Source organism: Amycolatopsis silviterrae (assembly GCF_042684085.1).
Classification (GTDB): Bacteria; Actinomycetota; Actinomycetes; order Mycobacteriales; family Pseudonocardiaceae; genus Amycolatopsis; species Amycolatopsis silviterrae.
In genome coordinates this window covers 448,904-461,213 of record NZ_JBHUKS010000008.1, presented here as the reverse complement: position 1 = coordinate 461,213, position 12,310 = coordinate 448,904, and the positions used below count along the sequence as shown (strand labels likewise).

Below are 12,310 nucleotides of genomic sequence, written 5' to 3'. Positions count from 1 at the left end.
CACACCTAGCACGTGATGTCGGACACGTGCCGTGCAGGGTAACCGGTCATACCGCCGATACCCTCCGTTAGACGGTGGCGGGTCCAAGTCTGGCGACGGTTCACTTATTCCTCTCCCCAGCCGAAAGGAACCCACATGATCCGCCGACTGGTTGGCACCGCGATCGCCGTCGCGGCGACATTCGCGCTGGTCACCGCCCCCGAAGCAAGCGCGGCGACCACCACGTTCACCGGTGCCGTGGCGTTGTCCAACTGTTCCGGTTCGGTCGTGAAACCCGCCGCGACGCCGATGGACGCGCCCGCTCTCGTGCTGTCGAACGGCCACTGCCTCGAGGAGGGTTTCCCCTCTCCCGGCGAGGTCATCGTCGGACAGGGCTCGAACCGTTCGTTCGACCTGATGTCGCCGGACGGGCAAAGCTCGGTGGGCACCGTGACCGCGACCAAGATCGTCTACGCGACGATGACCGACACCGACATCTCGCTGTACCAGCTGAGCGACACCTACGCCGACATCGAGCAGCGGTACAACGTCCCGCCGCTCGAACTGGTGAACAGCCATCCGCAGGCGGGCACGCCGATCGACGTGGTGTCCGGGTTCTGGAAGCAGATCTACTCCTGCTCGATCGACGGTTTCGTGCACGAACTGCACGAGAACAACTGGATCTGGAAGGACTCGATCCGCTACGTGCCGGGCTGCGAGACCATCGGCGGCACGTCGGGCTCGCCGGTCGTCGACCGCAACACCGGCAAGGTCATCGGCGTGAACAACACGGCCAACGACGACGGCCAGCGCTGCACGCTGAACAACCCGTGCGAGGTCGACGAGGCAGGCAAGGTGACCGTGCGGCCGGGCTACAAGTACGGCGAGCAGACCTACGGCATCCCCGCCTGCCTGACCCCGGCCAACGAGATCGACCTCAACCAGCAGGGCTGCACCCTGCCGAAACCGTAAGCTCCCCCTCCCCCGGAAAAGCCCCCGTCGCCCCGCTGAGCGATGGGGCCTTTTTCGTTGGCGCAGTTACCCCACAGCCTCCAGTAAATACTGAAGCGGACTCTCCTCCGCCGGACCGCCGCGACGCGCCTCACCCACCGTCCGCTCCCGCCGTTCCCCGGCCGGGGGCAGTTCGGGCCACGCGGACTCGGCCCCGACAGGCGGCTCGCCGATCAACTCAAGCAGCCCGGCCAGCTTCCGCCGCCCGCTGATCCGCACCGCCGGCTGCTCCGCTCGCGGCCCGAGCAGCCGAGCCTGGACGCCGAGCGGCGCGAGCACGTCCAGCAGCTCCTCGTGCATCTCCGGGGCCAGCGGATCGACTCCCAGCAGGTAGCCGCCGGGTTCGGGCCGTCCGGCCGCCAGCGCCCACATCCGCAGCATCGCGCCGCTCAGCCGGAACCCGCTGGGCACCGCCTTGCCGGAATCGTCCTCCACCGGGCCGGTATGCCCCGGCCGGAGCCACCGCTCGGCGAGGCCGAGCAGGTCGACCCGGAACGACGTGCGCACCTGCGAACTGCCGCAGTCCGCCACCGCGACCTGCGCGTCCGCACCCCGGCTGCGGCATTCGCGCGCCAGCACCCGAGCCCGCCACGGCTCCTCGACCAGCACCGACAGCCGCGCCGCGGTGCGGCCGAACCCGGTGATCTGCCCTTGGCAGCACAACAGCCCGGCCAGGTCGGGCAGGCCCGGGCCGGTCGCCTCCGCCGAGAACAGCGAGATCGTCCGATCCACGCCGCCGATGATAGAACACAAGTTCGATTGAAGGCGAGCGTGACGGCGAGGTTTTCTTCGGGCACTCAGCGTTGCTGTCATCCCATGGCTTTGGCCAGCAGTCTTGGTCCTGTGTCGCTAGTGCGTCGTCGCCTCGGCCGTACAGCCACGGCAACGCCGCGACCGGCTCCCCCGTCAAGAGACCTGGCAAACCGGGCGAGCCGCACAAGATCGCCGACCTCCCAGCCGGGACAGATCGGCACAGCCGCGGCCAGCTTCTCGACGGCCAAGCACTTCAGCAGCCGAGAACTAGGCAGGTCCATCCGCGCCACCGTCCAGAGCATCAGTATCGGTATAATAATACCGCCAACTCCCTCGACCAGGCAGGAGTGAAGGTGCTCGAAGCCGTCGAACGCACCCACATCCGCGAAGCACTGATCGCCGCGGCTCGCCGGGACGGGGACATCGTCGGTGCCGCGCTGGTCGGGTCGGCCGCGCGCGGCACCGAAGACCGGTGGTCGGACATCGATCTCGTCCTCCAGCTCGCGGAAAACGCGGACGAGCCCGCAGTCGTCGCGCGCTGGACTCGATCGCGCGACGACGAATTCGGAGTCGCCGACACCCTCGACGTGACCTCGCGCGAGGGCGTCCGCTATCGGGTCTTCCTTCTCGACTCCTCGCTCCAAATCGATCTGTCGTTCTGGCCGCGCGATCTGTTCCGCGCCACCGAGGACGGCTTCCAGCTCGTCTTCGGCCAGGCCAACGAGCCGACGAGCGCCGAACAACCGGGCAGCGCGCAGATGATCGGCATGGCCTGGCTGTACGCGTTGCACGCCCGCTCGGCCATCGCCCGCGGGCGGACCTGGCAAGCCGTCATGATGCTCGACGACCTCCGCGACCAGATCATCGCGCTGGAATGCCTGCGGTACGGCGTAAATCCTTGGCACGGCCGCGAAGTCGACCGGCTGCCCGCGGCGGTGCTGGAGACGTTGGCAGACGGCCGTGCGACGTCAGTCAGCTCGGCGGAGCTGGAACGGTCTCGGCTCGCCCTGTTGCGGCACTATCTGGCCGCCGTCGAACACCATGACGCTGAGCGGGCTGTCACCCTTCGGCGGGCGCTCGATCCGTCTCAGCGTGGCGCGGGCGGGACCACCAGCTGCTGACAGCCCTCCGCGCGCTTGCCCGCCGCGGACAGGGCTGGCGTCGCGTCCAAGCCCTTGAGGACGTCGAGCCGGGAAACCTCGTCGATCGCCGATTTGGCGTCGTCCAGCGCCGCTTTCACCGCGTCCGGACTGGAGGCCGCGTCGAGTTTGCCGCGGACCTCGTCGGCCTGCCGCCGCACTGAGGTGAACTGGCCAAGCAACGCCGTGCGCGCTGATTCGCCGCCGGGCAGCGGCGCGGGGCCTACGCGGTGCAGGCCGGACACGGTCTGGTCGATTCCGGTGGCGACCGACGCCAGGAGATCGCTCGACGTCCGGGTCGCCTGCGCCGACGAACTCGGGTCGATCGACGGCAGATTCGCCAAGGCACGCACCAGATGCGTGACCGCCCCGCAGTATCCGTCGGCCCATTTCGCGGCCGGATCGGCCGGGGCCGCCGCCTCCGCGTGCCCGCCCGAGGCGACCTGCTCCGACGGGGGCGGCGGTTGCCCGCAGCCCGCGACGCCCATGCCGATTCCTGTTGCCAGCGCGGCTAAACCGGTCCACCGCGGCCGCACTCGCACCACTCCTCCGCGTCGAACTCCGTGTCCTCCGCACGGTACCGACCCGCCAGTAGTCCGCAACTCGCCCCGTCTCGCGGACGCGAACGGGCCCGGCACGCACAAGGCGTACCGGGCCCGAATGGAGCAATGCGTCAGGCTTTGGCCTCCGCCGGAGTGTCCGCCATCACGCTGCCGCGCCGCTTGGACATGACGATCGCCGCGACGATCACCGCGAGGGCGACCACCGCGATCACGATCCGCCACGTGGTGTCCGCGCCGCCGCCGAGCGTCAGCGTGACCACCGCGGGCGCGATCAGCACCGAGACCAGGTTCATGACCTTGATCAGCGGGTTGATCGCGGGACCGGCGGTGTCCTTGAACGGGTCGCCGACCGTGTCGCCGATGATCGTCGCCTCGTGCGCGTCGGAACCCTTGCCGCCGTGGTTGCCGTCCTCGACCAGCTTCTTCGCGTTGTCCCACGCGCCACCGGAGTTGGCGAGGAAGATCGCCATCAGCGTGCCGGTCGCGATCGCACCCGCCAGATACCCGGCGAGCGCGCCGGTGCCGAGGCCGAAGCCGACCGCGATCGGCGCGAAGACCGCAAGCAGACCCGGCGTCGCCAGCTCCCGCAGCGAATCGCGGGTGACGATGTCGACGACCTTGCCGTACTCGGGCCGCGTGGTGCCCTCCATGATCCCGGGGATCTCGCGGAACTGGCGGCGCACCTCGTACACCACCGCGCCGGCGGCACGCGAAACCGCGTTGACCGCGAGACCGGAGAAGAGGAACACGACCGCCGCACCGACGATCACGCCGACCAGGGTCTCCGGGCTGACGATGTTCGCCACGAACGCGCCCGTGCTGCCGACCGCCTTCGCGATCGCGTCCGAATAGGACCCGAACAGCGCCGTCGCCGCCAGCACCGCGGTAGCGATCGCGATGCCCTTGGTGATGGCCTTGGTGGTGTTGCCGACCGCGTCCAGTTCGGTGAGGATCTGCGCTGCCTTCTCGTCGACGTCGCCGGACATCTCGGCGATGCCCTGCGCGTTGTCCGAGACCGGGCCGAAGGTGTCCATCGCGACGATGACGCCGACGGTGGTCAGCAGGCCGGTGCCGGCCAGCGCCACCGCGAACAGCGCGACGCCGCCGCCGAGCAGGAACGCGCCGAACACCGCGGCGGCGATCACCAGCGCGGTGTACACGGCGGACTCGAAACCGACCGAGATGCCGGACAGGATCACCGTTGCCGCACCGGTTTCCGACGTCTTGCCGACGTCCTTGACCGGCTTGTGCTCGGTGCCGGTGTAGTAGCCGGTGATGCGCAGGATCAGCGCGGCGAGCACAATGCCGATGATCACCGAGACCGTCGCGATCACCGCCGGGTTGCCGGTGTTGTGCGCGTAGCTGTCGCCGAATTCGGCGAAGCTGCCCGGCAGGTACACGAACGCGGCGATGGCCGACAGCACCGCGGAGATGACCGCGGAGATGTAGAACGAGCGGTTGATCGTGACCAGACCGCCTTCGCCCGCACGCGCCTTCGTGATGTAGACGCCGATCACCGCGGTGATCACGCCGATGGCGGGCACGATCAGCGGGAAGATCAGACCGGACGCGCCGAACGCGGAACTGCCGAGGATCAGCGCGGCGACGAGCATCACCGCGTAGGACTCGAAGAGGTCCGCGGCCATGCCCGCGCAGTCGCCCACGTTGTCGCCGACGTTGTCCGCGATCGTCGCGGCGTTGCGCGGGTCGTCCTCGGGGATACCCTGCTCAACCTTGCCGACCAGGTCCGCGCCGACGTCGGCGGCCTTGGTGAAGATGCCGCCGCCGACACGCATGAACATGGCGATCAGCGCGGCGCCGAAACCGAAGCCCTCCAACACCTTCGGTGCCTGGCCGGTGTAGACGAGCACCACGATCGCGGCGCCGAAGAGGCCGAGCCCGACGGTGATCATGCCGACCACGCCGCCGGTGCGGAACGCCACGCGCATCGCCTTCTCGCGACCGCCCTCCTCGCGCGACGCGGCCGCCACCCGCAGGTTCGCCTGCGTGGCCAGCCACATGCCGAGGTAGCCGATGGTGAACGAGAACACCGCCCCGACGAGGAAGAAGATCGACCGGCCGATCCGTTCGCTCCAGTCGTCCGCGGGAAGCGCGAACAGGAGCAGGAACACGATCACGCCGAAGATGGCGAGGGTGTTTCGCTGCCGCTTCAGGTATGCGGCCGCACCTTCCTGCACTGCCTTCGCGATGTCCTGCATCTTGGCGGTGCCCTGGCCCGCGGCCAGCACCTCCTTGAGCAGGACGTAACCGATGGCCAGTGCGACAAGGGCGACCACGGCGACCACACCGACGATGGTGTAGCCACCCCCGGTGAGCGTGATACCGCCCTCCGCGAGGAACTGCCGGGACATTCGTCCTCCTGGGAACGCCGTTTGGCCAGCGCGGGCCCGTCGTACCCGGCGCGCCTGCACTGGCGTGGATCTGTGCCGAAAGACACGCTAGCCGTGCAAGCAATGCACGTCTCACATGACGCTCGCCACAGTGGGTGTGGATCGAGGGAGTGTATTGGTAGTGATCTGCGCGTCCGCAATGTGTCCCGGCGAGAGTACGTTCGGTAACCTTGTGTGATTGGTCACTGGATCGATCTCCGCCCGGTTTTGTCGGTGCCCTGTGCGAAGCTTCGGCACGTGGTGGGAGAGCGAGGACGGAGGCTGCTGGACCGGGTCACGGCGGGCATCCCGGCGCACGAAAATCCGGTCACGCACGTGTCCCGGCTGCCGGAACGCGCGGCCCGGCACGAGCCGTGGCCGGAGTGGGCGGAGCCGTCGGTGGTGGCCGCGTTCGGCGCGGGCGGGGTGGAAAAACCTTGGCGGCACCAGGTCGAGGCGGCTTCGCTGGCGCACTCGGGCGAGCCTGTGGTGGTGTCCACCGGCACGGCGTCCGGGAAGTCGCTGGCGTATCAGCTGCCGGTGCTCACCGCGCTGACGACGGACCCGAAGGCGACCGCGCTGTACCTGTCGCCGACGAAGGCGCTTGGCGCTGATCAGCTGCGTGCGGTGTCCTCTTTGGACGTCCCAGGAGTGCGCGCGGCGGCCTTCGACGGCGATACCCCGATGACAGAGCGCGACTGGGTGCGCGCCCATGCGAACTGGGTGTTCAGCAACCCCGACATGCTGCACCGCGGCATCCTTTCGGCGCACTCCCGATGGACGCAGTTCTTCCGCCGGTTGCGGTACGTCGTGGTCGACGAATGCCACAGCTATCGCGGTGTGTTCGGCTCGCACGTCGCGCTGTTGTTACGCCGGCTGCGTCGAGTGGCGGAGCACTACGGGGCCTCGCCGGTCTTCGTACTGGCGTCGGCGACCACCGCTTCGCCGGCCGCCTTCGCCACGCGGCTCACCGGCGTGGAGTGTTCCGCGGTCACCGAGGACGCGTCGCCGCGCGGCGCGCGCACGGTCGCGCTGTGGGAACCGCCGCTGCTAGACGAGCTGACTGGCGAGAACGGCGCGCCCGTCCGCCGTCCGGCCGGTGTCGAGACCGCGCGGATCCTCACCGAACTGGTAGTCGAAGGCGCGCGCTCGCTGGCTTTCGTCCGCTCCCGGCGAGGCGCCGAGCTGACCGCGCTTGGCACCCGGCGGCTGCTGTCCGAAGTGGACCCCCGGCTGGCGGACACCGTCGCCGCGTACCGGTCCGGCTACCTCCCCGAAGAGCGCCGGGCACTGGAACAAGCCCTGCTCTCGGGTCGGCTGCTCGGCGTCGCGACCACGAACGCGTTGGAGCTGGGAGTCGACATCGCCGGCCTGGACGCGGTGGTTCTCGCGGGTTATCCCGGCACCCTCGCATCCTTCTGGCAGCAGTCCGGCCGCGCCGGCCGTTCGGGCGACGAGGCGCTGGTGGTCTTCGTCGCCCGAGACGATCCGCTCGACACCTACCTGGTGCACAACCCGGCCGCGCTGCTGGAACGCCCGGTGGAAACGGCGGTGCTGGACCCGACGAACCCGTACGTGCTTGGCCCGCAGCTCGCGTGCGCCGTCGCGGAACTGCCGCTCACCGAACCAGAACTGGACACCTTCGGCGGCGACGCGGCCCGCGCGGTGCTGGCGGAACTGGCCGAGGAGAAACTGCTGCGCCGCCGATCCAGCGGCTGGTACTGGACTTCGCGCGACCGCCCGCACGCGGAGGTAGGCATCCGCGGCTCGGGCGGCGACCAGATCGCGGTGGTGGAAGCGGATTCGGGCCGAATGCTCGGCACCGTCGACCCCGGCTCGGCGTGCTACTCCGTCCATCCCGGTGCGGTGTATTTGCACCAGGGGTCGTCGTATGTGGTCGACGAACTGGAGTTGGAGACCGGCCTCGCCCTGGTGCACGCGGAGGACCCGGACTGGACGACGTCGCCGCGCGAGATCGTGGACATTTCGGTGCTGTCGACGGAAGAACAGTGCCACCACGGCGGGGTGACGGTGTGCCTGGGCGAGGTGGCGGTGACGTCACAGGTGGTGGGGTACTTGCGACGGCGGCCGTCGGGGCAGGTGCTGGACCACACGCCGCTCGATCTGCCGGAGCAGAGCCTCCGCACCAGGGCGGTGTGGTACACGGTGTCGGGTGAACTGCTGGAGTCTCCGGGCGGTTCGGTGACGGGGGTTGGTTCCGGGACCGCTGGCGGGCTTGGTAGGGCTGTTGCGGAGCCAGCCACCAACGAGGCGGTTGGCGAATCGGTGGGGACCGAGAACACGCCGCCAACCGCCGGGGATCTCGGCGGAGCCGCTGCGGGGGCGGCGGCCAGCCGGGCGGGTGGTGAACCGGTGGGGACCGGGGGTGCCTCGTCGGTTGTCGGGGTAACCGGCGAAGTCTCGGGGCGTCCGGCGGCTGGGCGGGGGCTCAGTGCCGGAAGCGGGGTGGGACCGGTGGGGACCGGGGGTGCTGGCAGAGCACCGGGGGGCGCCGGATTGCTTCCGGCGCGCGTCCCCGGTGCCCTGCATGCCGCCGAGCACGCGGCGATCGGCCTGCTACCGCTGTTCGCTACGTGCGACCGCTGGGACATCGGCGGGGTGTCTACCGCGTGGCACGAGGACACCGGGGAGGCGACGGTGTTCGTGCACGATGGGCATCCCGGGGGTGCGGGGTTTGCCGACCGCGGTTATGCCGCGATTGTCCCGTGGCTGGCCGCTACGCGGGAGGCGATCGTCTCCTGCGAGTGCCCGACGGGCTGCCCGTCCTGCGTCCAGTCGCCGAAGTGCGGGAACGGCAACGATCCGCTGGACAAGGCGGGGGCGGTGGCCGTACTGGGAGCCGTGCTCGGGGCGTTGCGTCAGCACGGGGAACAGTGCGGCCACGGTGGAGCGTGAAAACTTTCTTCGGTTGTCGCGTGCTGCCTGCCGGGGTGGAACCGGATCAGGCGGCGGTGCTCTCGACCAGCATCGGGGCGTGCTCGTCGGCGAGGGCGCGGACCAGCACGTCCTGCACCTCGGCGGCGGGCGGCAGCTGCCAGCCGCACACCTCCGGCTTCACGCGCCAGTGCACGACACCGTGCTGGAACGGCGACGGCGGCAGCGGGATGTAGCTGTCCGTGCCGTGCCACTGCACGGAAATCTGCTCGGCGATCTCGGCGGGCATGTGCTCGGCGGGCTGGGTGAGGAACAGCCACCGGCCGTTCGGCATCGCGACGATCGGGGCCGGGTGCCCGATGGCCCGCAGCAGCCGAGCGGCGCGCTTGCCCAGTTCCTGGTCGACCTCGACCGCGTCCAGCACGGTGCCGGTCGCCACAAGGAGGCTGTGCGTGCGGTCGGTGAACCAGCTGGCGACCTCGTGGGCGTGCGAACCGACCAGCTCACGCCAGTCGTCGCGCACCGGCACCGGCCGGCGCCAGGTCAGGTCGTCCCCCTCCGCGGTGATCGGCTCCGGGGTCGCCCCCGGAAGCACCGGCCAGCCGCGCCAGGCGAGACCGATCGCCTCCGCACGCAGTTCGATGCGGAAGGCGTTCCGCCAGCTGTCCGGCCAATTCGCGTCCAACATTGCTTTCCTGCCTTCGAGGTCCGGTTGTCGCGCCGTCCGGGTCGGGGCCGTGGTGGCGCACGTCTCACTAAACGGCAAGTTGCACATTGCGCGGAAGACTTCAGCGACAACCGGCCGTTACCGAGCGATGAACGCCCGGTAGTCCACTGTGCGGCCGATAACACCGAGCCGATCACCGGCCGCTGACCCCGCCACCGGCCCCGCGAGAACGGGCTCACCACGGGATTCGACAGTTTCTCGGCGTTCCGCAGACGTGCTGGAGCATCCCGACAAGCAGGCCGCTGACCTGGGGATTCAACCGTTCGGCGTGCGCCAGCGACCGCTGCTCGCGGTAGTTCACCACTCGTCGTCGGTGCTGGAAACGTCCGGACGAACGGTGGTTCCGGGGACCGGTCACCGGTCCGCGCGGGAGCCGATGAGCGGTTCCGGCGGGTGACCGGAGCAGCAGTGGCGGATGCCCCGAGGCGAGGTGCCGGGGATGTACGGGGGGCGGCTGGCAGGTTGCAACTCCCTTCGGATGGACGGGACGGATGAGGTGGGTTCGCGTGGCTAGTCGGCGGTCAGTTCGGCGCACCGGGCTGACCGTCGGCGTGGCTTCCTCGCGCACCGCCGAGGCGGTTCGCCGGTCAAGGAGGCAGGTCGACTGGGCCCGCGCGGGCTTTCGCGATGGGAGCGGGCAGGCCAGGGATCGGGGCGGAAGTGGCGCGGACTTCGATGAAAGCGTCGCGGTTGTGCCAGCGGCAGCTGGTCAGCACGGCGCGCTCGTGGTCGGCGACTTCCCCGGCTCGGGCGCAGGCGGTGGTTGGTCCAGCGGCGGCGTGGGCTGCGGCGGCCAGTGCGCCTAGGTCGGCGGCGGCTTCGGTGCGGTGGCGGGCGGTGATGGCCGCGGCTAGCCACCACACCAGGACCGTGATGGCGATCAGGGTGGTTGCGGCTAGGGCTGTCCAGATCGTGGCGACGCCGGCGTCTGCGGGTTGTTCTTGGGTCATGAGGCCGGCTCGACTATCGCGTAGGCGGTCGCGCTCAGGTGGAGCGCGGACAGGGCATCGGTGGTGACTTCGGCGGTGAGGCCGTCGCCGGTGCGGTGGATGGTGAGGTGCGCGCCGTGCGGGGCAATGGTTTGGACCACTGCGTCGGCGGCTCCTGGCTGTCCGGCCGCGGTCAGGCGGGCGGCTTCGCGGGCGGCGTCCAGGCAGCGGAGGTGTCCGGCGATCACACTGGTGCCAGCGAGCAGGATGGCCAGCACGGCGGTCAGCGCGCCCAGGGAAAGGGCGGCTTCTACGGTGACGAATCCGCCGTCCCGGCGACGGCTGGTCATCAGGTGGCCACCGTCAGGGCTTTGTGCACGAGTCCGGCCAACGTCTCGGAGACCGAGTCTCCGCTGAGCAGGACGTAGAGCGCCACGGCGAAAGCTGCCGCGGCGACCGTGCCGATGGCGTACTCCGCGGTGGTGGTGCCCTCGTCTCCGGGCAAGAACCGCATGGTCGGTTTCCCTTTCTGTCGTGGATGGGTTCACAGCAGGCCGCCGATCCGCCCGGCGAGGCCGAGCACCACCGGCAGCACGCCGAGGGCGAAGAACGCGGGCAGGAAGCACAGCCCTACCGGCAGAGCCAGGGCGACTCCGGCTCGTTCGGCGCGCTCTTCGGCTTCGACGCCCAGTCCGTCGCGGATGCGGCGGGCCAGGTCGTCGGCGGTCGAGGCGAGTGCTGCCCCAGACCGCGCGGTGCGGGTGGCGGCGACTGCCAGTTCAGCGAAACCTGGCCGGGCTCGAACTGGGGCCCATGAGGGAGCCGGGTCGGCTCCTAGGGCTAGGAGGTTTGCTGTTGCGCGTAGGGCGTTTCCGGTGTCCGGTGGAGCGCCCGAGGCGACGGCGGCCAGCGCGGTCGGCACTGGCATTCCGGCGCGTAGGCAGGCGGCGAGCATGTCTAGGACCGAGGCGGAGCGGAGTCGATCTGAGACGTCGTCTGGGTTTTTCGGGTGGCGGGAGCGGCGCAGGAGCCACCAGGCGGCTGCTCCGACGGCTAAGCCGAGCGGAATTCCAGTGAGGACGGTTGCGGACAGGCCTACGACGGCCGCGGCGACGGGGTGCCAGACCTCTGGACGCAAGGTGCGGCGTGGGCGTTTGGGGCGGGATAGGTGTCGGGGCGGGGCGGTGTTTGGCCAGAGCAAGAGCGCGGTGGCGGCTAGGGAGAAGCTCAGGGTGATCATGGGGCGGCCTTGCGGTTGGTCAAAGCTCGGGACCAGGCGGTGCCTGCCCATAGCAGGACCGCGCCTGCTACCAGGAATGCTTGGCCGATAAGGGTTTTGGTGAGGACGGCGAGCGGGTTCGCGCCGATGAGCTGGCCCATTGCCAGGCAGGCGACCGGCAGCACGGTCAGGACTATGGCGCTCATTCGCGGGCCCGCCATTTTTGCGTGCAGGCGGCGAGTGAAGGCGGCTTCGGCGTCGACGTCTCGGCGGGTGGCGTCGAGGGCGTCGGCGATCGGCAGGCCGTGGGTGCGGGCGAGGTTCCAGGATTGGGCGACGGCTGGAAGCGCGGGGGATTCCGGGGTGCCGTCTAGGCGGGCGGCGGTGGAGAGGTTGCGGAGTTCGTCGGCTAGTTCGGGGACGGCGTCGGCGGCTGCTTCGGCGGCGGTGACCGGGTGAGCGCCGGCGCGGAGTTCGGAGACCATCGTGCGGAGGACGGTCGAGGTGCGTTCGGCTCGGGTCAGGGTTTCGGTGGTTTCCTTTCTGCTGCGCCATTCTTGACGGACGGCGAGGGTGAGCAGGGCGGTGGCTATCGCGGCACCGATTCCGGCTAGCGGGAGGGCGAGGGCCGCTGGGGCCAGCCAGAGGGCCTGGCGGGGCGGGATGGGGAGGCGCAGGGGGATGCGGGGTGTCGGGAGGAGGCGG

Annotated in this window: 12 protein-coding genes; 3 read left to right on the top strand and 9 right to left on the bottom strand. The window is 70.0% G+C overall.

Translation table 11 applies throughout. The annotated features are described in order from the left end of the window. The first annotated feature begins 135 nt into the window (after nucleotides 1–135). A complete protein-coding gene (locus ACFSVL_RS14185; RefSeq protein WP_378304164.1) occupies nucleotides 136–951 on the top strand; it encodes a S1 family peptidase in 816 nt (271 codons plus the stop codon). Nucleotides 952–1,017: 66 nt separating this feature from the next. Here ACFSVL_RS14185 and ACFSVL_RS14180 read toward each other — a convergent pair whose 3' ends face one another. Beyond that, entirely contained in the window at nucleotides 1,018–1,722 is a 705-nt protein-coding gene (locus ACFSVL_RS14180) for a hypothetical protein (RefSeq protein WP_378304162.1), read from the bottom strand. A 374-nt stretch (nucleotides 1,723–2,096) separates the two neighbouring features. Here ACFSVL_RS14180 and ACFSVL_RS14175 point away from each other — a divergent pair, with 374 nt between their 5' ends. Next, entirely contained in the window at nucleotides 2,097–2,864 is a 768-nt protein-coding gene (locus tag ACFSVL_RS14175; RefSeq protein WP_378304160.1) for a nucleotidyltransferase domain-containing protein, read from the top strand. Here ACFSVL_RS14175 and ACFSVL_RS14170 read toward each other — a convergent pair. Both ACFSVL_RS14170 and ACFSVL_RS14165 read right to left on the bottom strand, forming a co-directional pair. Continuing rightward, entirely contained in the window at nucleotides 2,831–3,418 is a 588-nt protein-coding gene (locus ACFSVL_RS14170; protein WP_378304158.1) for a hypothetical protein, read from the bottom strand. The genes ACFSVL_RS14175 and ACFSVL_RS14170 overlap by 34 nt on opposite strands. A 137-nt stretch (nucleotides 3,419–3,555) precedes the next feature. Next, entirely contained in the window at nucleotides 3,556–5,817 is a 2,262-nt protein-coding gene (locus tag ACFSVL_RS14165) for a sodium-translocating pyrophosphatase (protein ID WP_378304156.1), read from the bottom strand. A gap of 276 nt (nucleotides 5,818–6,093) precedes the next feature. Between ACFSVL_RS14165 and ACFSVL_RS14160 the strand changes: the two genes are divergently transcribed. After that, nucleotides 6,094–8,751 (top strand): DEAD/DEAH box helicase, encoded by a 2,658-nt coding sequence (locus tag ACFSVL_RS14160; RefSeq protein ID WP_378304155.1) that lies wholly within the window; start codon nucleotides 6,094–6,096, stop codon nucleotides 8,749–8,751. 46 nt (nucleotides 8,752–8,797) lie between these two features. Here the strand turns inward: ACFSVL_RS14160 and ACFSVL_RS14155 are convergent, their stop codons facing one another. The 6 genes from ACFSVL_RS14155 to ACFSVL_RS14130 all read right to left on the bottom strand — a co-directional run bounded on the left by ACFSVL_RS14155 (nucleotide 8,798) and on the right by ACFSVL_RS14130 (nucleotide 12,090). Next, nucleotides 8,798–9,418, bottom strand: coding sequence for a bifunctional DNA primase/polymerase (locus ACFSVL_RS14155; protein WP_378304153.1), 621 nt, complete (start codon nucleotides 9,416–9,418; stop codon nucleotides 8,798–8,800). 626 nt (nucleotides 9,419–10,044) lie between these two features. Next, the gene (locus ACFSVL_RS14150) at nucleotides 10,045–10,407 is read right to left on the bottom strand and encodes an Rv3654c family TadE-like protein (protein WP_378304151.1); all 363 of its coding nucleotides are present in this window, start codon (nucleotides 10,405–10,407) and stop codon (nucleotides 10,045–10,047) included. Beyond that, entirely contained in the window at nucleotides 10,404–10,736 is a 333-nt protein-coding gene (locus tag ACFSVL_RS14145) for a TadE family type IV pilus minor pilin (RefSeq protein WP_378304149.1), read from the bottom strand. The genes ACFSVL_RS14150 and ACFSVL_RS14145 overlap by 4 nt, the downstream gene beginning before the upstream one ends. Then, a complete protein-coding gene (locus tag ACFSVL_RS14140; RefSeq protein WP_378304147.1) occupies nucleotides 10,736–10,900 on the bottom strand; it encodes a DUF4244 domain-containing protein in 165 nt (54 codons plus the stop codon). Before ACFSVL_RS14140 ends, ACFSVL_RS14145 begins: the two co-directional genes overlap by 1 nt. 30 nt (nucleotides 10,901–10,930) lie before the next feature. Continuing rightward, entirely contained in the window at nucleotides 10,931–11,341 is a 411-nt protein-coding gene (locus ACFSVL_RS14135; protein ID WP_378304146.1) for a type II secretion system F family protein, read from the bottom strand. 281 nt (nucleotides 11,342–11,622) lie between these two features. Continuing rightward, nucleotides 11,623–12,090: a type II secretion system F family protein gene (locus tag ACFSVL_RS14130; RefSeq protein ID WP_378304144.1), complete on the bottom strand. Its 468-nt coding sequence runs from the start codon at nucleotides 12,088–12,090 to the stop codon at nucleotides 11,623–11,625. Nucleotides 12,091–12,310 lie beyond the last annotated feature (220 nt).